General features: G+C 62.0%; 19 protein-coding genes and 1 pseudogene. 12 read left to right on the plus strand and 8 right to left on the minus strand.

What is annotated here, in order from left to right; translation table 11 throughout:
• The first annotated feature begins 352 nt into the window (after positions 1-352).
• The 7 genes and pseudogenes from C479_RS13095 to C479_RS13125 all read left to right on the plus strand — a co-directional run bounded on the left by C479_RS13095 (position 353) and on the right by C479_RS13125 (position 7,682).
• Positions 353-808 (plus strand): hypothetical protein, encoded by a 456-nt coding sequence (locus tag C479_RS13095; RefSeq protein WP_007703482.1) that lies wholly within the window; start codon positions 353-355, stop codon positions 806-808.
• Between the two features lie 176 nt (positions 809-984).
• A pseudogene (locus C479_RS13100) lies at positions 985-1,582 on the plus strand (potassium channel family protein).
• Positions 1,579-3,126 (plus strand): TrkH family potassium uptake protein, encoded by a 1,548-nt coding sequence (locus C479_RS13105; protein WP_007703485.1) that lies wholly within the window; start codon positions 1,579-1,581, stop codon positions 3,124-3,126. The pseudogene C479_RS13100 and the gene C479_RS13105 overlap by 4 nt, the downstream one beginning before the upstream one ends.
• Positions 3,127-3,393: 267 nt before the next feature.
• Complete coding sequence (locus tag C479_RS13110) at positions 3,394-3,846, plus strand: zinc ribbon domain-containing protein (protein WP_007703486.1); 453 nt, start codon at positions 3,394-3,396, stop codon at positions 3,844-3,846.
• Positions 3,847-3,932: 86 nt separating this feature from the next.
• Positions 3,933-4,778, plus strand: a complete 846-nt coding sequence (locus tag C479_RS13115) for a potassium channel family protein (protein WP_007703487.1) — start codon at positions 3,933-3,935, stop codon at positions 4,776-4,778.
• Between the two features lie 2 nt (positions 4,779-4,780).
• A complete protein-coding gene (locus C479_RS13120; RefSeq protein WP_007703488.1) occupies positions 4,781-6,328 on the plus strand; it encodes a TrkH family potassium uptake protein in 1,548 nt (515 codons plus the stop codon).
• A gap of 163 nt (positions 6,329-6,491) precedes the next feature.
• Positions 6,492-7,682 carry a redox-regulated ATPase YchF gene (locus C479_RS13125; RefSeq protein ID WP_007703489.1) on the plus strand — a complete coding sequence of 397 codons (1,191 nt, stop codon included), beginning with the start codon at positions 6,492-6,494 and terminating at the stop codon, positions 7,680-7,682.
• 113 nt (positions 7,683-7,795) lie between these two features.
• On the opposite strand, the gene C479_RS16685 is transcribed toward C479_RS13125, so the two are convergent.
• Positions 7,796-8,008 (minus strand): hypothetical protein, encoded by a 213-nt coding sequence (locus C479_RS16685; RefSeq protein ID WP_007703491.1) that lies wholly within the window; start codon positions 8,006-8,008, stop codon positions 7,796-7,798.
• A 112-nt stretch (positions 8,009-8,120) separates the two neighbouring features.
• A complete protein-coding gene (locus tag C479_RS13135; RefSeq protein ID WP_049907318.1) occupies positions 8,121-8,351 on the minus strand; it encodes a hypothetical protein in 231 nt (76 codons plus the stop codon).
• Between the two features lie 225 nt (positions 8,352-8,576).
• Between C479_RS13135 and C479_RS13140 the strand changes: the two genes are divergently transcribed.
• From C479_RS13140 to C479_RS13160, 5 genes are all read left to right on the plus strand, one after another.
• A complete protein-coding gene (locus C479_RS13140) occupies positions 8,577-9,335 on the plus strand; it encodes an aspartate/glutamate racemase family protein (protein ID WP_007703495.1) in 759 nt (252 codons plus the stop codon).
• Positions 9,336-9,435: 100 nt separating this feature from the next.
• Positions 9,436-10,275, plus strand: a complete 840-nt coding sequence (gene heR / locus C479_RS13145) for a heliorhodopsin HeR (RefSeq protein ID WP_007703497.1) — start codon at positions 9,436-9,438, stop codon at positions 10,273-10,275.
• Positions 10,276-10,354: 79 nt separating this feature from the next.
• Positions 10,355-10,819, plus strand: coding sequence for a pyridoxamine 5'-phosphate oxidase family protein (locus tag C479_RS13150; protein ID WP_007703499.1), 465 nt, complete (start codon positions 10,355-10,357; stop codon positions 10,817-10,819).
• Between the two features lie 405 nt (positions 10,820-11,224).
• Positions 11,225-13,303 carry a hypothetical protein gene (locus tag C479_RS13155; RefSeq protein ID WP_007703502.1) on the plus strand — a complete coding sequence of 693 codons (2,079 nt, stop codon included), beginning with the start codon at positions 11,225-11,227 and terminating at the stop codon, positions 13,301-13,303.
• Positions 13,304-13,548: 245 nt separating this feature from the next.
• The gene (locus tag C479_RS13160; protein WP_007703505.1) at positions 13,549-14,655 is read left to right on the plus strand and encodes a sensor histidine kinase; all 1,107 of its coding nucleotides are present in this window, start codon (positions 13,549-13,551) and stop codon (positions 14,653-14,655) included.
• On the opposite strand, the gene C479_RS13165 is transcribed toward C479_RS13160, so the two are convergent.
• The 6 genes from C479_RS13165 to C479_RS13190 all read right to left on the minus strand — a co-directional run bounded on the left by C479_RS13165 (position 14,652) and on the right by C479_RS13190 (position 21,512).
• Positions 14,652-16,439 carry a sensor histidine kinase gene (locus C479_RS13165; protein WP_007703507.1) on the minus strand — a complete coding sequence of 596 codons (1,788 nt, stop codon included), beginning with the start codon at positions 16,437-16,439 and terminating at the stop codon, positions 14,652-14,654. The genes C479_RS13160 and C479_RS13165 overlap by 4 nt on opposite strands.
• A 106-nt stretch (positions 16,440-16,545) precedes the next feature.
• The gene (locus C479_RS13170; RefSeq protein ID WP_007703510.1) at positions 16,546-17,703 is read right to left on the minus strand and encodes a PAS domain-containing response regulator; all 1,158 of its coding nucleotides are present in this window, start codon (positions 17,701-17,703) and stop codon (positions 16,546-16,548) included.
• Between the two features lie 234 nt (positions 17,704-17,937).
• Positions 17,938-19,329, minus strand: a complete 1,392-nt coding sequence (locus C479_RS13175) for a glycosyltransferase family 2 protein (RefSeq protein WP_007703511.1) — start codon at positions 19,327-19,329, stop codon at positions 17,938-17,940.
• Positions 19,320-20,420, minus strand: coding sequence for a HEAT repeat domain-containing protein (locus C479_RS13180; RefSeq protein ID WP_007703514.1), 1,101 nt, complete (start codon positions 20,418-20,420; stop codon positions 19,320-19,322). The genes C479_RS13175 and C479_RS13180 overlap by 10 nt, the downstream gene beginning before the upstream one ends.
• On the minus strand, positions 20,417-20,788 hold the full coding sequence (locus C479_RS13185; RefSeq protein ID WP_007703517.1) for a response regulator transcription factor: 372 nt from the start codon (positions 20,786-20,788) through the stop codon (positions 20,417-20,419). The genes C479_RS13180 and C479_RS13185 overlap by 4 nt, the downstream gene beginning before the upstream one ends.
• Before the next feature lie 235 nt (positions 20,789-21,023).
• Complete coding sequence (locus C479_RS13190; RefSeq protein WP_152415902.1) at positions 21,024-21,512, minus strand: hypothetical protein; 489 nt, start codon at positions 21,510-21,512, stop codon at positions 21,024-21,026.
• Between the last annotated feature and the right edge of the window lie 16 nt (positions 21,513-21,528).

Consider the following 21,528-nt stretch of genomic DNA (forward strand, 5'->3'; position numbering starts at 1 on the left):
TCGTTTGCTCGGTAGGCTCCGTCACTCAGTCTCGGTGGTCCAACTATTCTGTCAGTACAGGCCGTGAGTTGGGTGACGAACGATTAGAAAATAACGGTGCATTTCGCTACTCGATCGTTCCCTCGTTCGGCAGGTATTTACTAGCCCGAACCCATTGGCCGGATATGGCCGCGGATTGTCGTGGGAAAGCGCCGCTTCGACACGGTAGGCTTCCGACCGGTGACAGCGTGCCCCATCGCCGAGTGACGGTTTCAGGCACCCCTCCACACGAACCATTTCAGGGCCCGTCCCCGATCCGATCGATCGAGAAATCGGCGACCGATCCACGTGTCGGAGTGGACGGTGGTCTCGTATGAACGACCCAGCGGAGAACGCGGCGGATTCTGATCAGGTTCCCGAGACGGTCCGCGATCAACTGGACGAACTTGAATTGCCCGAACTGCGGGGCGTTCTCTCGTACGTCCAGCGGCGTATCGAGTCACTCCGTCGTCCGATCGCGGAAGAGATCGTCGAAACCGCCACCGGCGAAGTCGTGGACATCGAGAACCACGGTACGCACGCGATCGTTCGGACGCATCCACCGGACCCGGACGGCCCCGGTGTCGATACCGAACTCGTCTCCCTCTATCACGTCCGTCGGGAGCGACATGTAAACGGTGAAGAGCTGTTACACTGGTCGTTTCTGGGCGACATTCGAGACACTGTCGAGTGGCGGTGTAACTCCTGCGGGAGGCCGCTCGATGCGAGCGGGGGCAGTTGCCCCCACTGCGGCAGCGAGCAAACCGAACCCAGGGACACGGAGCGGTGAGAAATGTCATTGCTTCTCGCTAGGGGCCGTTTCGTTTCGGTCGCGAGTGAGAACGCAGCCAGCGAATCGGCGTGCGTGCGCGACCCACATTCGTCGGGCCGTGAAACGGCCCTTCACGATGCAGCGACCGAACTCGCAAGAAGCAACTGATCACACGTTCGAACGAAGGGACACTCATGTACATAATCGTTATCGGCGCTGGAGATATCGGGACGGTGTTGATCGAACGAGCCGTCGCCGACGGCAACGATGTCGTCGTTATCGAACAGGACGAGGAACGCGCGGACAGGGCGTCGATGGAGTACGATTGCCTCGTCTTGCACGACGACGCGACGAACCACGACACGCTGAAGGACGCGGATATCGATCGCGCGGACGCGATCGTCTCGACGACGGACGTCGACGCGACGAACATCATGGTGTTGTTGCTCGCGCAGGAACACGACGTCCCGAACCTGGTGAGCGTGGTCCACNCACCTCTATCACTCCGTTCGCTATCCGAACGTCAGCGACTTCATCGAACTCGACCACCGGACCGAACTCGTGGAGTTGACCGTCACGGAGGGGGCGCCGATGAGCGGCGAACTGCTCAACACCGCGATGGAGCGTGGCAACCTCCCGGAAGGGTGCCTCGTCGTCGCGCTCATGCGGGACGGGGAGATCCGTGCACCACGGGGCGACACGAGAATCTGTGCGGGCGATGAGGTGACCGTCTTCACCGACGACGCCTCGTTGTCCGATGCGGTTCAGGCGTTCACTGGCAATCACAGATGAGGATCCAGTACCGAGCGGTCGGACGGGACGTGGGTCGGATTCTGCAGATCGTCGCTTCGATGCTCCTCGTCTCGATCCTGATCGCGGTCGTCTATGGGGAATTCTACGCCGTTCCGGCGTTCGCGGCGTCCGCACTGATCGTCGCCGGACTCGGGATCGGTCTCGCGCGAGCGTTCCGGTCGGCGCCCGAAATCGGCAAACTCGAGGCGATGGTCACGGCGGCGACCGCGTGGGGTGCGGTCGGTCTGTTTGGCGGCCTTCCGTTCGTCCTCGTCGCGTGGACGATTGCGGCGGATCCGTATCCTGCGTGGGCCAACACGCCACAACTGACCGAGACAGTTGCTACATTCCGGCATCCGGTCAACGCCGTCTTCGAGAGTGTCAGCGGGTTCACCAGTACGGGCCTGACGATGGCGACGGTGGAGGAGGACCTGCCGAGTTCGTTGCAGTGGTGGCGGTCGTTCACGGAGTGGATTGGTGGGGTCGGCGTCATCGTGTTGACCGTGGCGATCCTGGCTCGCCCGGGGAGCGGATCGCTCACGCTCTACCAGAGCGAAGCCCGCTCGGAGAAGATCCATCCGAGTATCGTTTCTACCGTTACCGAAATCTGGAAGATCTATCTCGGCATTACGATCGCGGGTATCGCCCTGTTCTTCGCGGTCGGGATGCCCCTGTGGGACGCGATCAACCACGCGATGACGGGGATTTCAACCGGCGGGTTCTCCGTGCACGCGGATTCGATCGGCCACTACGGAAGCCCGCTGATCGAGTACGCGGTTATCCCACTCATGGTCGCCGGCAGCATCGCGTTCCCGATCCACTACCTGCTCCTCAAAGGGGAGATTCGCAACTTCTACGCCGATATCCAGACCCGCTGGATATTCATCTGGTTCTCCGCCGGATCGATCGGCTTGACGGCGCTGCTCTGGGTTTCCGATCAGTACGCAACCGTCGAAGAGACGTTCCGGATCGCGCTGTTCCAGTTCGTCTCCGCGACGTCGAACGCCGGGTTCGGGACGACGACCCTCGGCAGCGGGACCGAACAGGTCTGGACAGCCGGACCGATCCTTCTGCTCTGTGTCGGGATGCTCACCGGCGCCGCGGCGGGGTCGACGGTCGGTGGACTCAAACTCATTCGCGTGCTGATCCTGCTCAAGGGAACCGTCTGGCAGATCCGAAGCGTCTTCGTGCCCGACAGCGCGGTTCGACACCTCCACCTCGGCGATCGAACGCTGGGGCAGACGCAAGTCGAACGGGAGTTCACCGAGGCAGCGGTCGTCTTCGTCCTCTGGATCCTGTTCCTCATGCTCGGGATCGCCGTCTTCCTGTGGACGCTCTCATCGGCATATCCGCTCGAGTACGTGATCTTCGAGGTGATGAGCGCACAGAGTACTGTCGGCCTCGACACCGGTATCACGGGCCCCGATATGCCGATGGCCGCGAAGATAATATTACTCTTCAACATGTGGGTTGGCCGCCTCGAGATCATCCCGGTCGCCGTGTTGCTCGGGGCGATCTTGCAACGCATCGACCTCTACACCTGATTGGTCATCTGAACCATCTATCGATACTATGGTTGGTATATATGTGGGGCTATCGAATCGGTCCTACCCAAGGATATTGTTTTTGATTCGTTTTTGATGCCGGTGGTTCGCTATCGGTAGGTCCCAGTCCATTTTCGCGATGCCATCCAAAACGGCAGATAGCGGTTATCAGACGGGTTCCGAACGAACCGAAAATCTATGGAGAATAAACGAACGAATCAGTATCCAACCGGAAGATATTTTTCCTATTCGTACTGATTCGGGTCTATGAACCAGGGTCGAAGGGAACCGGCGGAGCGGCTTCCAGATTCGCTACTCGAACAACTCGATGCGCTCGAGACAGCCGGCCTTCGTGCTGTTCGCCGGTACGTGGCCCACCGGATCGAGACCGACCGTCAACCGATTGCGGATCGGATCGTCGAGGAAGCCACGGGGGAGATTATCGACATCGACGACCACGGACCCTACGCGATCGTGCGGATGCGGTCGCCGGTCCAGCCGGAGGAAAACACGGATTCTCCGCTCGTTTCGCTCTATCACGTTCGCCGAGAGAAACGATTCGACGACAGTGATGCGTTGAATTGGAGCTTTTTGATCGACACCCGTGAGGGGGGTAAACTCGAGTGCCACCACTGCGGGGCGTCGATCGATCGGACCGCCTCGACGTGCGCTCACTGTGGCGCATCGACCCCAGATCGGGACCACTGGAGGAACCAATGATCGGGCTGCTGGGACCGACGATGTTGGCGTGGCCAGCGAGTGGTGTGACCCGACCCGCTACGGGCCGCTCTGTGGAGGTGCGCTAGATGTACCTCATCATCGTCGGGGCGGGTAATATCGGCTCGAACCTCATCGAGAAGGCGATCGCCGATGGAAACGACGTTGTCGTCATCGAGACGGACGAGGAGCGAGCCCAGGAGGCGTCGGCAACGTACGATTGTCTGGTCTGCAACGACGACGCAACCACGAACGGTGCCCTGCTGGAGGCGGGCGTCGACCGCGCGGACGCGATCATCTCGACGACGGACGTCGACGCGACGAACATCATGGTGTTGTTGCTCGCGCAGGAACACGACGTCCCGAACCTGGTGAGCGTGGTCCACNTCTCGACGACGGACGTCGACGCGACGAACATCATGGTGTTGTTGCTCGCGCAGGAACACGACGTCCCGAACCTGGTGAGCGTGGTCCACGATCCGGACAACCTGCCCGTCTTCGAGAAGATCGGTGCGACGCTCATCGAGAATCCCCAGCAGTTGATCGCGGACCACCTCTATCACTCCGTTCGCTATCCGAACGTCAGCGACTTCATCGAACTCGACCACCGGACCGAACTCGTGGAGTTGACCGTCACGGANCACCTCTATCACTCCGTTCGCTATCCGAACGTCAGCGACTTCATCGAACTCGACCACCGGACCGAACTCGTGGAGTTGACCGTCACGGACGGGGCGCCGATGAGCGGCGAACTGCTCAACACCGCGATGGAGCGTGGGGTCCTTCCGGACGGCAGCCTCGTCGTCGCACTCGAACGGGATGGGGAGGTCCGCGCGCCCACGGGTGAGACGCGAATCCGGCCAGGCGACGAGGTGACCGTCTTCACCGACGACGCCTCGCTGGCCGAGGCGGTTCAGGCGTTTACCGGTGAATAACTATGCGCGTTCAGTACGCGACGATCGGACGGGACGTCGGCCGTATCGTCCAGGTCATCTCGCTTATGCTGGTCGTGTCGATACTGATAGCGATCGCGACGGGCGAGTTCTACGCCGTGGGGTCGTTCGCGGCCACTGCCGTCCTCATGGCCGGCATCGGTACTGGATTAGCAAACCGGTACGCGGACGCACCAGCGGCTGGAACGGCGGAGGCGATGATTACTGCGGCCAGCGCGTGGGCACTGGTCGGTGTCCTCGGCGGCCTCCCATTTTTCTTCGTCGCGTGGACGATCGAGTTCGATCTGTTCCCGGTCTGGGCGAACACCCCGCCGATGGATTCGACGACAGCGATCTTCTTGCATCCTATCGACGCGGTCTTCGAGAGCATGAGTGGCTTTACCGGGACCGGGTTGACGATGGCTGCCGTCGAGGAAGAGTTGCCTCGGTCGTTGCAGTGGTGGCGGTCGTTCACGGAGTGGATCGGTGGGGTCGGCGTCATCGTGTTGACCGTGGCGATCCTGGCCCGCCCGGGGAGCGGATCGCTCACGCTCTACCAGAGCGAGGCCCGCTCGGAGAAGATCCATCCGAGTATCGTCAACACGGTGACGGAGATCTGGAAGATCTATCTCGGGCTGACGCTCGCGTCGATCGCCCTCCTGCTCGCTGTCGACATGCCGTTGTGGGACGCCATCAATCACGGAATGACGGGGATAGCCACCGGCGGGTTCTCCGTGCACGCGGACTCGATCGGCCACTACGGAAGCCCGCTGATCGAGTACGCAGTCGTTCCAATCATGACGGCGGGGAGCATCGCGTTCCCGATCCACTACCTGCTATTCAAGGGAGAGCTGTCGAACTTCTACCGCGACCTCCAGACCCGCTGGGTGTTCCTCTGGTTTGGTATCGGCTCGGTCGCCCTGACAGGGCTGCTGGTGCTCAACGGACAGTACGCGACCATAGAGGAGACCTTTCGAACGGCGCTGTTCCAGTTCGTCTCCGCGACGTCGAACACTGGGCTCGGGACGACGACGATCGGGAACGGGACCGAGCAGGTGTGGTCGCCGGGAACGACGCTCCTGCTCTGTCTTGGCATGTTGACCGGCGCGGCGGCCGGTTCGACGGTGAGCGGGCTCAAACTCGTCCGGGTTATCACGCTCGTGAAGGGGACGGCGTGGCAGATCGGCAACGTCCTTCAGCCCGACAGCGCGGTTCGACGCCTCCAGATCGGTGATCGGAACCTCGGAGAAGCACAATTCCAGCGTGAATACACCGAGGCAACGGTCGTCTTCATCCTCTGGATCGCTTTTCTCGTCGTCGGCGTGGCCGTTCTCCTCCGCGTTCTCTCCCCTGGCCATCCGCTCGAGTACGTGATCTTCGACGTGATGAGCGCCCAGAGTAACGTCGGACTCGACTCGGGTATCACCGGTCCCGGCATGCCGGACCCCGCGAAGGTGATGCTGGTCCTCAACATGTGGGTCGGCCGGCTCGAGATCATTCCGGTGGCCGTGCTGCTGGGGACGGTATTGCAGCGTCTGGGCCTGTACCGGTAACTGGCTTTTTACCCCTGATCGACTCCGGAGACGTACAGCACAATTTCGGTACCACCGATCGTGCATGCTCATCGTCCGTCCATCCTCTCCTGCCCCTGAAACTCCCTCACACGGCCACACCGAGGTAGAAACCCGTTTAGGCGCCGACTTCCTCGATCAGCCAATGAGCTATCGGATCGGCCTGGTCGGCAAGCCCTCGGTGGGCAAGTCGACGCTGTTCAACGCGGCGACGATGAACGACGTGCCAGAAGGGGCCTACCCGTTCACGACGATCGACCCGAGCGTGGGCGAGGCGTACGTGCGCACGCCGTGTGCGGCGCCGGAGTTCGACGAGACGTGTCAGCCGTCGGTTGGTGTCTGTGAGGACGGCACCCGGTTCGTCCCCGTAAAGCTCGTCGACGTGGCGGGTCTGGTTCCCGGCGCGCACGAGGGGCGCGGCCTCGGCAACCAGTTCCTGACCGATCTGAACGAGACCGACGTCCTGATCCACGTGGTCGACTTCTCCGGGACGACCGACAGCGAGGGCGAGGCGACGGAGGGCCACGACCCGCGCGAGGACATCGACTTCCTCGAAGACGAACTCGACGCGTGGTATCTGGACATCCTGGAAAAGGGCGTGCGACGGTACGCGGACAAGCAGGTCGAGGACATCGATCCGGAGGACATCCTCGGCGAGCAACTCTCGGCATTCGGCATCTCGCCGGCCGCGATCAAACAGACGATCCTCGCGATCGACTTGCCAGTCGCGCCGCTCGAGTGGGACGGTGCGGAAAAAGCGGCCCTCGCCCGCGAGATCCGAAAGCGCACGAAGCCGATGACCATCGCGGCGAACAAGATGGACACCCAGGCTGCACAGGACAACTGGGACGAGATCACGACCGATCCCGCCTACGAGCACCTGGCGTTCGTCCCCGTCTCCGCTCACGCCGAAAAAGCGCTGAAGAACGCAAAAGAACAGGGTGTAGTCGAGTACACGCCCGGAGAGAGTGACTTCGCGATCACGACCGAGAACCTCCCCGCCGAGCAGGAGGCCGGGCTCGAACAGATCCGCGAGTTCGTCGATGCGTTCGACGGGACGGGCGTCCAGCAGGTGCTCGAAACGGCGACCTTCGACGTGCTCGATCTGAAGGCCGTCTTCCCCGGGACGGCCTCGGGCAACTGGACCAAGGGCCCCTTCCGCGACTGCTTCCTCCTGCCCGCGGACGCGACCGCGGAGGACTTCGCCTACCACCTCCACTCCGACATCGGCGACGGCTTCCTCCACGGCATCGACTGTCGCGACGATCGCCAGGTCGGCGCGGATACCGTCCTGGATCACCGGGACGTCCTTGAAGTCGTCTCGACGAATCAGTAGGTGGCCGCGACTGCGGGCGAACGTATCACGCCAAAACTGCTCTCGGTTCTCAATACCGCTCCACGTCGACTCCCAGGGTCTCGAAATCTCGAGTGTTCGCCGTACAGACCGGTTCACCGTATCGATCGGCTACCCCCCGCGACCATCGGGTCGACTTTGTCGATTCCACTTTCACCACCAGCCTCGATGTCGGCCGTTGCCAGGAGGTGCCCTGCCCGTCGAGCGATCTGTTCGTCCTGTTCGACGATCGGACACATCCGGAGCGCGTTCTGTACGTTGGGGCGTTCCCTCTCGTCACCGAACCCAGCGCCGTACGATAGCTCCATCACCACGGGTGCCGGAACGCGTTGGATCGTTCCCGATTCCGCGAATTCGAGTCCCTTCTCGAAGGCGTCTTGGCGCCCGTCGAACAGATCGATCAGAAACGAGGTGCGAGAATCACTCGAATCGCTCTCGAAGTGTGCGCTTTTCGTCGGCGTCGGCCTCGTGTTTCGCGTCCAGTCGCGACCGCATCGTCGCTGCCGTGTCACTCGAAAGAATCCCCGCGACATCTTCCGGGTGTGGACCGCCGATAAGCCGGCGCAGCGTGTCCTCCATCGTTTCGTCGTCGCGCTTGTGCGATGCGATGTACTCGTGAAACTCCTCGGAGATCCGCATCGACTTACGCATTACTGTATACTGGGGTATACACGCTATTGAATCCTCGGGACCGACGAGTCGTGGTCTCGGTGGGCGAAAATCTGCCGAACGATCCAGTCGGGTGAGAACGCCTCTGATGGGCCTGTTCTCGTATTTGCAGCGGCTCAGTTGACCACACTCCGCATGTCCAACCACCATATTCACCGTTAATTCGGAGATATATGGTGGGGCGCGAGAAACGAACTGAAGACAGCAATGAGTTCAGATTCAGACGAGAGGTCCCGGGACGGTTCCCGCGACCTCGCGACGGTGGGGATCCTCGGCGGAATGAGTAGCGAGTCGACACGCGAGTATTACCGGGGCATCGACGAGGCCATCGGTGACGAACTGGGCGGGCACAACGCGGGAGACCTCGTCATTCGGAGCGTCAACTTCGCCGAGATCGAGCGCTGCATCCGCACCGACCAGTGGGATCGGGCGGGAGACCTTCTCGTCGACGCCGCGCTGGACATCGAGGCCGCGGGCGCGGACTTCGTCGTCATGGCGACGAACACGATGCACCGCGTCGCGCCCCGGCTGGTCGAGGCGCTCTCGATCCCGTTCGTCCACATCGTCGACGTCGCCGCCGAAGCGATCCGGACCGACGGAATCGAGACGATCGGTGTGTTGGGTACCGCGGCGGTGATGGAGGGCGAGTTCTACCACGACCGATTCGCCGACCACGGCATCGAGACGCTCGTTCCCGGCGCCGCCGACCGGGAAGCGGTCGACCGGATCATCTTCGACGAGTTGACCCACGGCGAGGTACTGGCCGATTCCCGGGAGCGCTATCTCGCGATCATCGACGATCTCGTCGACCGTGGTGCCGAGGGTGTCGTCCTGGGTTGCACCGAGATCGAACTGCTCGTCTCGCAGGCCGACCGTCCCGAGGTTCCGCTGTACGACACCACGGCCTTGCACGTCGAGCGCGCGGTCGAACGCAGCCTGGGCGGGGCATCGTCGACCTCCTCGTAGGGACCGACAGCATCGACGCGTCGGGAACGCCGACAGCGGTGCCGTTCTGCTAGCGTCCCTCGCACTATACGCCCGTGGGCGTCGTACGGCTGGAATCGAGATGTCCTCGTCCACACGCTCACCGGCTGCGCCGGCGGACGCTTCGCCGGAATCGGAGTCGACGCCGCTTCGATCCGCGCCCGAGTACCGGCGACTCCGTCGCTGGAACGCCGTGATGGCCGTCCTCCACTTCGTCCAGGGGGCGCTCATGGTCGTCTTCGCCGAATCGATCCAGTGGCCGATCACCCGGACGCGCTACGAGTTCGACGTCGCGACGGAGGCCCTCGCGCCGACGACGGTGCAGTGGGTCGAGGTCCCGCTCCCGTTGCTGGTCGCTGGCTTCCTGTTCATCTCGGCGATCGCGCACACGATCGTCGCCACCGTCCGCTACGGGGCGTACGTCCGCTATCTGGAGCGGGGGATGAACCCCTATCGCTGGTACGAGTACGCACTCAGCGCCTCGCTGATGATCGTCGTCATCGCCATGCTCGCCGGCATCTGGGACCTGGGGACGCTCGTCGCCCTGTTCGGCCTCGTCGCGGTGATGAACCTCTGTGGCCTCGTGATGGAACGGCACAACGAACTGACCGACCGGACCGACTGGACGGCCTACAACGTGGGCGTCGTCGCCGGCGCGATCCCGTGGGTCGTCATCGCGATCGTCCTCGTCGGCTCCGTCGTCGCGGGCGACGTCGAGGTCCCGGACTTCGTCATCTACATCTACGTCTCGATCTTCGTGTTCTTCAATCTCTTTGCCATCAACATGATCCTGCAGTACCGGGAGACCTGGCGCTGGCGGCAATACCTCTTCGGCGAGCGGGTCTACATCCTCTTGAGTCTCGTCGCGAAGTCGGCGCTGGCCTGGCAGGTCTACTTCGGGACGCTGACGTCGCCGATCTGAGCCGCCGTGGCTGGCGGTGTCACGCCGCGGCCGGGACACTCGGGTGCGTTTTTCTCCCTGCACGGTGTCGGGAGTCCGTATGACCGAGTTCCGCGGCACCTGGAACGAGGACGACGTCGAGACATTCTTGCAGGAGACGACAGTACCGATTCGGCTCGCCACAACCCGGCCGGATGGCTCGCTGTGGCTCGTCACGCTGTGGTATCGCTATCGCGACGGCGTGTTCGAGTGTGCGACGCAGGCGGACGCGGACGTCGTGGCCTTTCTGCAAAACGATCCATCCGTCGCGTTCGACGTCTCGACGAACCGGGTTCCCTACAGCGGGATCAGAGGGAACGGGACCGCGACGATCTCGACGGACGGCGCGAGAGACACGCTCCGGGACCTCGTCGAGCGCTACCTCGACGGGACGGACTCGTCGCTTGCCCAGTGGTTGCTCGACGACGATCGGGAGGAGGTTCGTATCCGGATCGAGCCGTCGACCATCTACAGCTGGGACTACGGTGAGCGAATGCGTGACGTTCAGCCGACCGACGCGGACTGACATGGGGTCGGGTCCGGTAGTCGGCCCTATCCGGAGAGGTCGTCGGTGGCTGTGGTCGGCACACTTGTATTTTGTCGTCGGGCTTGGCCGAGACGACCGGCAACCTCGAGCGTTCCGACCGACGTCACCACCGCCAACGTATCCACGAGGCCGTAGGTCAAAGTTATTGAAAAGGAAACACTATTTCGCTCCGTCCCCTAGAATAGCACACAAATGATGGATAGACGACAATTTCTAACAGCGACAGGGGTCGCGACAGTGGGGTCCATTATCGCTGGGTGCGCCCAGGACCATTCAGTCCCGGAGCCGCAGGATATCGAGAGCACCGTCACCGACGACCGGTTCCAGACGAGGCGGGACGGTGGAGAGTGGACCGACCTGTTAGTTCGTGGCGTGAATCTAGGAATGGCAAAACCCGGACGCTTTCCGGGAGAGGCGGCGATTACGAAAGCCGAGTACAGTCGGTGGCTGGGACAGATTTCGGAGATGAACGCGAACGTGATCCGAACGTACACCCTTCATCCCCCGGCGTTCTACGAGGCGCTCGCCGAACACAACGTCGACCGCGACGACCCGTTGCTCCTCTTGCAGGGCAACTGGATCGACGAGGCCGTGATGATCGAAACGGGTGACGTCTTCGACGAGGCGGTGGTGGAAATCCACGAAGAAGGGGTCGAAAACGCCATCGATGCGGTACACGGAAACCTCGACGCACCCGCCAGACCGGGCCACGCGAGCGGCCGGTATCGGGCGGACGTCTCGCCGTACGTCCTCGGCTACGTACTCGGCATCGAGTGGGACCCGGAAGTCGTCGAGGCGACCGACGAAAAGCACGGCGGCCTCGGTGAGTACGAGGGAACGTATTTCACGACCGCGGACGCGACGCCGTTCGAACACTGGCTCGCAGCGCGGCTGGACGACGCGACAGCGTACGAGTCCGACCAGTACGACGCGCTTCGACCGGTGAGCATGACGAACTGGCCGACGACCGATCACCTTGAGCACCCGGCAGAGCCGATCGAGACCGAAGACCTCGCGAGCGTCACGCTCAATCACGTCTCGTCGACCGACGAGTTCACGAGCGGGCTCTTCGCGACGTACCACGTCTACCCGTACTATCCGGATTTCCTCAACTACGAACCCGAGTACGTCGAGTACGAAACCGAGACCGGAGAACCCAGTAGCTACCGGGGCTATCTCGAGGACCTTCTCGATGCGAACGAGCATCCGGTCTTCATCGGGGAGTTTGGCGTGCCGGATTCGCGGGGCATGACTCACAGGCACGTCCACGGGTTCGATCAGGGCCACCACACCGAACGCGAGCAGGGAGAGATAAACGCCGCCCTCTACGAGCAGATACTCGAGGCGGGTTCGCTCGGCGGCGCGGTGTTCGCCTGGCAGGACGAGTGGTTCAAGCGAACCTGGAACACGATGGACTACATGAATCCGGATCGCCGGCCGTTCTGGTCCGACACTCAGACCTGCGAACAGTCCTTCGGGCTCCTCAGTTTCGATCCCAGGGGACCGGCCGACGTCACCCTCTCCGGGAATCCGGCGGAGTGGCAGGGGGCAACGACGTTGTACGCCGATTCGAGCACGGAACCCCTGGTGCCTCTCGACGACGGACACGACGGGGAACGAACGCTCATCGGACTCGACGCGACGGTCGACCCTCGCTACCTCCATCTCAGGCTCTCGTACGACGACCTCGGATCGGCGGTCGACTGGGACCGGACGAACACGCTCGTCGCCCTCGATACCAAGCCGGATCAGGGAAATACGTCGATCCCGTTCGGTACGGCGCTGGGAACGGATCGCGGCGTCGACTTCCTCGTCCACCTCGCGGGGCCCGACGATTCTCGCGTCCTCGTCGATAGCTATTACGATACGTTCTACTACCAGTACGGGGAGGACCTCGAGATGATACCCGAGGTCGAGTACGCTGGGAAACGGGATAGCGGTGAGTTTCACGACATCGAACTCGCGTTGAGCCGGGAACTGTACATCCCGAGTCTGGACGAGACGATCGAGTTCGATAGCTACGAGACCGGAAGATTACGGTTCGGGATCGGTGACCCGGAACACGAGCAGTACGATTCGTTGGCCGACGTCTGCGTCACGCCGGACGAAAACATGATCGAGATTCGGCTCCCGTGGCTCCTCCTCAATTTCGCCGATCCGAGTCAGCGCGAAGTTATCGGCGACCTCTGGGCAGAGGACTTTTCGTTCGATCCGTTCGTCGGGGAGCTCGTCGACGGCATTTCCATCTCGGCCGTGACCTTCGAACCCGATGGCGGGGGTGGAGCGACCGACCTCGAGACGCCCGCGAACGTCACGGATTCGCTCTCGGAACTGGTCGACGACGATCTCGTCTTCGATTCTGCCGCCCGGTTCGAGTGGGACACGTGGGAGCGACCGGCGTCCGACGAACGGCTCAAGCAGTCCTACTACGTGATGCAGGAGGCCTACGATAATCAGTCGTAATCATCAGTTTCGACGGACCGAACGCGACCGGCGTCTCGTCTCGGGCGAGATACAGCCGTTGGAGCGGTCCAAACCGACATCGCTCACATCACGTGCCGCGGAATATCCGGACCCCGATACCGAAAACATCGCAACAGAGAATAGCAATTACTGTAGATAGTGCCACGAGTTTGTACTGTGGGAATACGTTATTAGTGATTTTCGCCCAATTTCCTTATCCCAGTGTGGCGACAATATATTCTACTATGCCCTCGTTCGATCGACAACAGTTGACGGATCGTGCCGATTTCCGTGAGTTTATCGATCAGCTCGAGAGCGTCGCCGTCTGGTCGGGAAGCAGAACCGGACTCGAATACATGAGTCCCGCGTTCGAGGAGATCTATGGCCGACCCATCGAAGACGTCATGGAGGACATGGCCGTCATCGTCGAGTCCACTCACCCCGACGATCGTGAGGCGATCGTGAATTTGTTGGCGGGTGCCGACGAGCGCATCCGAAACGAGGACTCCGTCCGGGAAGAACATCGTATCGTCCGGCCCGGTGGCGAGATTCGGTGGGTTGAAGCTCGCATTTTCCCGCTCGAGAGTGCCCCCGGCGAGGACCCCGACGCGGTCGGCGTCACGATCGACATCACGGATCGGAAACGCGCCGAACTCGAACTCGAGCGACAGAACGAGCGCCTCGAACGATTCGCCAACGTCCTCTCTCACGATCTTCGCGGCCCCCTGACCAGCGCAAGGGGATATCTCGAACTCGTCACGGACGAGTTCAGTCACCGGTACCTCGACGCGGTCGGACAGGCGCTCACCCGAATCGAAGAAATCATCTCGGACGTGTTGACCCTCTCTCGGATCGGAAAAATGGCTGAAACGAGTGAATCCGTCGATCTCGCGGAAACAGCCAGAGGGGCCTGGCAGATAACGGACGAGGATCACGGTCACCTCGCGGGGATGGACGATCTCGGAACGATCGAGGCCAGTAGGAGTCTCGTCGGTCAGCTCTTCGAGAACGCGTTTCGGAACGCTGTGGAACACGGTTCCACGAGCCATGCAGAACCTGACGGTTCCGAAGACGCCCTGGAACATGGTTCCCAGGACGTCACGGTCCAGGTCGGGCTGCTCGAGGAGAAAAACGGGTTTTATATCGCCGACGACGGGGAGGGCATTCCCGAAGCCGAACATGAGGAGGCGTTCGAGGCCGGCTACTCCACGTCCGATACGGGAAGCGGCTTCGGTCTCCTGATCATACGGGAGATCGTCGACGTCCACGGCTGGGACGTCCGTATTACGGTTTCAGAAACCGGCGGTGTCCGTCTCGAGGTCTCGAACGTCAACGTGGGCCCCGTCGACTAGTTGGACGCAGTCTGAATCTCGAACCGTGCACCACCGGTTGCTCCCTCCATCGTTCGAATGTCCCACCCGTGGGCCTGCACGATCTCCGTCACGATCGCCAATCCAAAACCCGTCCCGACTTCGTTGGTCGTAAACCCGGGGTCGAAAATCTCGTCTCGAATGGCTGCCGGAATGCCCGTCCCGGTGTCCTCGACGTAAAAGCCGGTTCCCGCGGGTAACGGACCGACCGTAACCGAGATATCGCGTCCACCGCGTTCGAGTTGATCCTCGGTCAGCGATCGACTGCTCGTCGAACCGTGCTCCACACCGTCTTCTGAACCCACTGGTTCCGAACGGCTCGTCAAGCTGTGCTCGACGGTGTTCTGCCGAGCGGACGAGGCAGGGCTCGTCGAACCGTGTTCGACACAGTTCCGAAACAGATTCTCGAACAGTTGCTGTAGCCGCGCCGGGTCCGCGTCGACGGTTCGATCGAGCGGTTCGTCGAGCTGCAGTGTTGCGCCGGTCGTCTCGACCATCTCCCAGCTCTTCTCCGCGACTGACGCGACGTCGACCGGCACGGGTTCGTCGATTTGCTGGCCCTCTCGAGCGAGCAACAGTACGTCCTCGATCAGTTCGTCCATCCGATCGAGCGCTTCGTCGGCCGACTGCAGGTGAGAGATGTCGCCTTCCTCCACCGCGAATTCGATTCTCGCTTTCGCCACCATCATCGGGTTTCGCAAATCGTGCGAGATAATGCTCGCGAACTGGTCCAGTCGATCGTTTTGCTGCTCTAATCGCTGTCTGTACTGCTCGCGTCGTGTGATGTCGGTCAGCGTGAGCATCCGGCCGAGCTGTTCTCCACTGGCCGAGAACGGATTCGTCGTGAGGCGGTAGTACGACGTCGTTCCATCTCGTTCGATTTCGAGTATCGCGTCCGTGGCATCCAGCGTCTCGAAAATCGAGGGCAAAACCGATTCGAGCGGGACGCCGTTCGTCCCGCGTAACTCGGGGTAGAGCGTTCGAGCCGCTCGGTTGTAATCACGGATGCGATCAGTTTCGTCGAGGAGAATCATCGGCTCGTCGGTTTCGCCGGTCAGATTGATCGTCTGGAATCGATCGATATAGACGTAGAAGACGCCGATGGCGAACGCGGCGACCCCGAGGGGCTGATACGTGAATTCGACGAACCGATTGGTCGTCACGCTACCCACGTCGATCAGGATTGGCAACCCGGAGAGCAAGACGACACCGAAGAGCGCCGCGGTGTCGTAGCTCACTTCCAGAAACAGTTCGTAAAGCATGAAAAATCCGATGAAGGCGAGCGCGTACGCCAACCCCATCGTGATCCAGTACAACGGCTCGTGCTGAACCAGCAGATGTGGAAAGGGGCTGGCAGACGGACTGGCGGTAAAGTACAGGCCGTGGATCGGATTCGTGACTTTGATCGAAACGACGACGAGATAGACTCCGACTGCCACCTGTCGGATGCGCGTGTTCCGGTGAAGCGACCGACCAGTATACGCAGAACAGAAGTAGAGCCACGCGCCGACGGTAGCGGGGCCGACTACGAGCCCACCAACGTAGAACCAGTACTGAAGGGTAGGTGTGGGGGCGGCGATATAGCCAACGTGCGCGGCTGCCCACAACCCGGATATTACCAACATCGCACGGAGACCGCGTCGTGAGTCGGGGTCCTCGATACGATCCACTCGGCGTACACTGACGAAGCACACGATCGCCGCGACGCTGAAAAGAACGACGTACCCGAACCACAGAACGCGAGACGTGTACTGAAAGCCGGTCACTGTGGAGTATTAGATCCGGTTGCAGAAATAGCTGCGTTCACTCGCACGCGACTGTCGCCTGCTCGTTCGAAATCGGGTCGATCGCACGCTGAAACGACTGGTGCGCTCACTCAGGCGGTTTCAGGTCGGTGACGTCTCGGTAGAACCAGACGTATTCGAGCGCCCCGTGTTCGTTGCGAATGGTACTCGAGTACTGATCCAGGACCGTCCCGTCGTTGAGATGAATTTCGTTTCGTTGCGGTTCGTCCGGCCGCTCGTACTGTTTCTCGACGTTCCGAACGAACGTTTCCGGGTCTTCGACGCGAGTTACCGCGTACTCGAGGGGGGATTCGTCGCTTACTCCCTGAATGACGCTATCGGGGACCCCCCACAGGTCGGCGAATTTCTCGTTGGTGAGGAGGATCCCTTTCTCTTCGTCGGTAACGAGAATGCCATCCGGGCTGGTCTCGAAGAAAGACTCGATGAGCGACTCTCGGTAGTCGAGTTCACGTTCGCGCTCGACGTGTCTGGAGATATCACGAACGATGGTAACCACGCCGTCCGCTCCGTCCCAGGTGAACTGGCGGCTGGTGACCTCGGCGGGAACTGAGTCCCCCTCGGACGTTGTTACGGACCGTCGTTCCCGTTCGAGGATCGGAGCAGTCGCGCCTCGAGTCGATCGTCCGCTCTCTGCCGTTTCGCCCCCGTGCTGGAGAAATTCCGAGATTTCACGGCCGCGAATCGCCGCTTCGTCCTCGAGTGCTAACAGTTTGACGGCGGCTGGATTGGCGTAGACACACTCCCCCCGGACGCTACCGATGATCGCATCGGGGGACACCGCGAGTATCGTTCCGGCACGCGACTCCGATTCGATGGCTTCGTGGTGACTTCGATCCTGTTCGACGGCGTTCCGTATCCGCTGAGCGAGGACCCGATATTGGTCCGGCTCAGCTCCTTTTTGCATGTAATCCGTCACGCCAGCCCCGATCGCCTCGCTCGCGATCCGTTCGGATCCGTGCCCCGTGAACAGGATGAAGGGAAACCGGGGCCGCTCCGATCGAATGCGCTGAAGGAACTCGAGACCGTCTATCTCCGGCATATCGTAGTCGCTGACGATACAATCGAACGTCGTCTCCTCGATGAGCCGGAGTCCCGCTCGCGCACTCGTCGCGGTCGTCACTGACAGCTCCTCGACCGCTCGCTCGAGAGCCACGGCGGTGAGATCGACCATCGCCGTATCGTCGTCGACACAGAGGACGGAGATCGACGACCCGTCAGGGGTCATGCGAACATGAAGGCCTCCCGTAGTCAAGTCGCTGTTGACCGATCGCACGGAAAGTCAGGCTTTGGGAACGTTACGCTCGAAATAACCGACAGCGTTCGATTTGGCCGGCCCAGTCCGACGTGGCGTCCAAGACAGGGGTCCTCTCCCCACCGTCTGGAGACCGAGGCGGGGACGAACGGGGAGCCGGGAGCGACGATTCGCGTGGCCCTCAGATCCCCGACGTGAACCGGGCGATCACTCGAATCCGGTCCGAACCATTTCGCCCCACTCCGCGTTTCCGCTGACGTATCGGACGAGTGCGAGCCACGCGATCGCGGCCTTCCACTGTCTGTAGGGGAAGTGTTCGAGCAGCGCGTACCCGAGCAACGAGGCGATATCGCTGGGCGTTCGGTACCGCTGGAAGCTGAGCACCTCGTTGAGAACGCTCAGCCACGAGAGGAGGGTTCCGACCCCGATTGCGATCGCCAGAAAGAGAAGGAAAAACGATACGTTCAACACGCCGAGAAGGAACGCGGCCGGAACGAATACGTACCCGAGTCCCTCGACGAGCGGGCCGAGGGCTTCGACTAACAGGAAAAACGGGAGCGCAAACAGGCCGATCGCGCCGTACTCCCGGCGACCGATCATCGACCGGTGGATCCACAGCGTCTCGAGCAGGCCCTGGAACCAGCGCATCCGCTGGCGACCGAGCACGGTCCGCTTCGACGGCACTTCGGTCCAGACGACGGGGTAGGGGACGAACTCCACCCGGTAGTCGGTGCCGGCGAAGTGCCGGTGAAGTCGCACGACGAGTTCCATGTCTTCGGTGATCGTCTCCGTCGAGTAGCCACCCACTTCGCGGACGGCGCTCGTTCGAAACAGGCCAAACGCACCGGAGATGATGAGCAGGCTGTCGAGGCCGCTCAGTCCGACGCGACCCGAGAGAAACGCCCGGAGGTACTCGACGACCTGAATATTGACCAGCCGATTGTCCGAGAGTCCGACGGTGGTGACGATACCCCGGGACGTCGAACAACCGTTGACGACGCGGACGGCCCCGCCCGTCGCGATCGTCTGTGTCGGCTGCCTGAGAAACGGCTCCGCGACCTCGAGCAGCGCGGCTCGCTCGACCATACTGTCGGCGTCGATGGCACAGAACAGCGGCTGATCGGTGAAGAACACGCCCGCGTTGAGCGCGTCAGCCTTTCCGCCGTTGTCCTTGTCGATCACGACGAGATTTCGCTCGGCCGACTGATAGACGTCGTGAACCGGCTCACAGGGCAACTCGTACGGGATCGGCGCGTCGATTCGATCGAGGTCGAAGCCGTCGGTGACGGCCTCGAGCGTCCCGTCGGTGGAACCGTCGTTGACGACGATCACCTCGACCTGCGGGTACTCGAGGTTGAGCAGCGAGCGGACGGAGTCGGCGATGACCGCCTCCTCGTTGTACGCCGGGACCACGACGGCGATCCCGGGCAGGAACGGCGATCGATACGGGTCGTACGTCGGCTTGAGTAGCCAGTCGCGGACGCTCTGTCGGAGAACGACGAACGAGACGAGGTGGATGACGAGGTAGCTCCCGTTGACCAGTAGGAAGTAGGCCACGAAAAAGACGCTGATAGGCCACAGCAGGCTATTCAGGACCATCCGGCGGCACCCCTCCGTGGCGGGTTCAGTTCGGCGTTCGCCCACGCGATAGCGGCCGCGAAATGCGCGGGCGCCTCGCTTTCGCCCGCGTCAGCGTCGATCGTCGGCAACGAGGCACCGATCCTGTCAAGCGTGCGCGCCGCCGTCACCCGACACCGATCGTTCGGATCCGTGACGACGGCGTACTGCAGCCACTCGATCGACGTCGAATCACCCCACCGCCCGAGCAGCGCGTAACACGTGAGACGGACCCCAGGATCGGGATCGGAGAGGATGCGTTCGACGTCGACGTACTGACGAACTGACGGCTGCCACCCCTGCCGCTCGAAGGTAGATAGCGTCGCGGCGCGAACGGCCGGCGAGTCGTGTTCGAGCAACGCTCCCAGCCATTCGAACAGCGCGGGCCGACGTTCGAGCCGACAGTGACCAAGGACGAGCAGACACTGCAACAGCAACGCCTCGTCCCACTGCTCGCCCTCCGCAGTCAGCTTCGACGTCAGTGCCGACGCATCGGTCTGATTGAGCCGGTAGAGCGTGTCCAGGGCGAACACCGAGAGGCGTTCGTCGTTGCGCCAGAGCAACAGCGAGGTCGCCTCCTCGGTCGCGTTCGGGCCGCCGCAGACGAGGAGCAGTCGTGCAGCTGCCGCCCGCGTCGTGGAGTGGCCGACCGACGCCGCCCGCAAGCGGTCGACCGACACCGGCTGTTCGAGCAGCGTCAGCCAGATGAGGCCGCGAAGTCGCGTCGTCGTTCGCCACGACTCGAGCGAGCGAACCGCTCGATCGTCGATACCGGCCGCTGTCGCGAGCTCCAACAGCTGCTCCCGTTCGCTTCCACGAAGCTTTCGGAGATACTGGGCGATCATCTGGCGGATGACGTACCGTTCGAGCCGGGAGTGGGTCTCGTACCAGCGCTCCCAGTCGGGGGTGGATCGCTCGAGCTGGGCGAACAGATCGGGGACGAGCTCGTGCCGTATGGTTTCGCGTCGGCCGTCGATACTGTACCGAATAACCGCGACGAGAAACGTGATACTCGCGACGAGGAGACAGCCACCGACGATGGCAATGCCGACGTCACCGAGCCACGTCGTCATTGGAGGAGCCGGTCTAACCTGACGGCAACTTCCGATGGACTGAACGGTTTCACGACGTAATCGTCTGCGCCGAGGGTGAATCCTTCCACGACATCGTCTTCGAGACCCCGACCGGTGATGAGAATTATCGGGAGGTCGTCGTAGCGCTCGTCCGTCTCGAACCGGCGGAGCAATCCGAACCCGTCGATCCCGGGCAGCATGATGTCGAGCAACATCGCGTCCGGAAGCTCGTCGGTCGACTCGAGGTACTCCCAGCAGTCCTCGCCGTCTTCGATAACGACGACCTCGTAGTCGTCCAGCTCGAGCCGGTAGGTGAGCACCTCCGAGATCTGTTCGTCGTCCTCGACGACGAGCACCGCCGTACTCATGGTCCCACCGGATCGATCGCGAGGCGTATCTCGCCGGCAACCTCGAATCGACCGCCGACCTCGGACTCGACCGGTGCGGGTGTGGTTGTCCGTGGCACGAATGGTGCTCGTACACCGCCACCGCGGATAAATGCCGACCCAACACTGCAATTTGCAATCACGGAGTGAGTACGGCCTCACTATACCCACCTACTGAATACGCGAGCCCGAACCGTTCACAAAAACTGGGTTGGGCCTACGTCGCTGCGATTCGTGGTGCTACCTGCAGCGCAACGGCTGTATCACAGGTGTTCTCGATAGTCCGAATGCGGGCTACAGAGAGTGTGTCGGTCTCGAACACTGCGAGCACCTCCCGGGACACCTCTCCGAGCCACTCCGTCTCGTCTCTGTCGAGTGTCGAACCGCCATCGGTCAGGGTGCATGCCGCTCTGAGCTCGGTCTCGGTTGCTGGCCACGAGTCGAGTTCGTACCCGAGAACGCGACACACGCTGAGCGGATCGAACCCGACTGACGCCGCAGCATACGCGATTCGCCTGACCGTCGGTTCGTACAGTTCGACGAAGTGGTCGACGTCGATCCCTGCGCGCTTTGCAGCACGTCGCCGTTTGTAATCGGCGGGCCCAAAATCGGCAGTCGCGAGGGAAATGATCACTCCCATCCGCCTGGTCGTCGGTACCGTTCCGTCTTGAGTCTCGCGGCGTTCGTTGTCCCGTGACGAGCGCATCAGGGACGTATTCCGG

Source organism: Halovivax asiaticus JCM 14624 (genome assembly GCF_000337515.1).
Taxonomy (GTDB): Archaea; Halobacteriota; Halobacteria; order Halobacteriales; family Natrialbaceae; genus Halovivax; species Halovivax asiaticus.

Bases quoted from the DNA above. Each gene is read 5' to 3' on its own strand.
- C479_RS13155 (WP_007703502.1), top strand. From the start codon at position 11,225: ATGGCAAAACCCGGACGCTTTCCGGGAGAGGCGGCGATTACGAAAGCC.
- C479_RS13185 (WP_007703517.1), bottom strand. From the start codon at position 20,788: ATGAGTACGGCGGTGCTCGTCGTCGAGGACGACGAACAGATCTCGGAG.
- C479_RS13175 (WP_007703511.1), bottom strand. From the start codon at position 19,329: ATGGTCCTGAATAGCCTGCTGTGGCCTATCAGCGTCTTTTTCGTGGCC.
- C479_RS13170 (WP_007703510.1), bottom strand. From the start codon at position 17,703: ATGACCCCTGACGGGTCGTCGATCTCCGTCCTCTGTGTCGACGACGAT.
- C479_RS13095 (WP_007703482.1), top strand. From the start codon at position 353: ATGAACGACCCAGCGGAGAACGCGGCGGATTCTGATCAGGTTCCCGAG.
- C479_RS13160 (WP_007703505.1), top strand. From the start codon at position 13,549: ATGCCCTCGTTCGATCGACAACAGTTGACGGATCGTGCCGATTTCCGT.
- C479_RS13180 (WP_007703514.1), bottom strand. From the start codon at position 20,420: ATGACGACGTGGCTCGGTGACGTCGGCATTGCCATCGTCGGTGGCTGT.
- C479_RS13150 (WP_007703499.1), top strand. From the start codon at position 10,355: ATGACCGAGTTCCGCGGCACCTGGAACGAGGACGACGTCGAGACATTC.
- C479_RS13140 (WP_007703495.1), top strand. From the start codon at position 8,577: ATGAGTTCAGATTCAGACGAGAGGTCCCGGGACGGTTCCCGCGACCTC.
- C479_RS13105 (WP_007703485.1), top strand. From the start codon at position 1,579: ATGAGGATCCAGTACCGAGCGGTCGGACGGGACGTGGGTCGGATTCTG.
- heR (WP_007703497.1), top strand. From the start codon at position 9,436: ATGTCCTCGTCCACACGCTCACCGGCTGCGCCGGCGGACGCTTCGCCG.
- C479_RS13125 (WP_007703489.1), top strand. From the start codon at position 6,492: ATGAGCTATCGGATCGGCCTGGTCGGCAAGCCCTCGGTGGGCAAGTCG.
- C479_RS13120 (WP_007703488.1), top strand. From the start codon at position 4,781: ATGCGCGTTCAGTACGCGACGATCGGACGGGACGTCGGCCGTATCGTC.
- C479_RS13110 (WP_007703486.1), top strand. From the start codon at position 3,394: ATGAACCAGGGTCGAAGGGAACCGGCGGAGCGGCTTCCAGATTCGCTA.
- C479_RS16685 (WP_007703491.1), bottom strand. From the start codon at position 8,008: ATGGAGCTATCGTACGGCGCTGGGTTCGGTGACGAGAGGGAACGCCCC.
- C479_RS13135 (WP_049907318.1), bottom strand. From the start codon at position 8,351: ATGCGTAAGTCGATGCGGATCTCCGAGGAGTTTCACGAGTACATCGCA.
- C479_RS13190 (WP_152415902.1), bottom strand. From the start codon at position 21,512: ATGCGCTCGTCACGGGACAACGAACGCCGCGAGACTCAAGACGGAACG.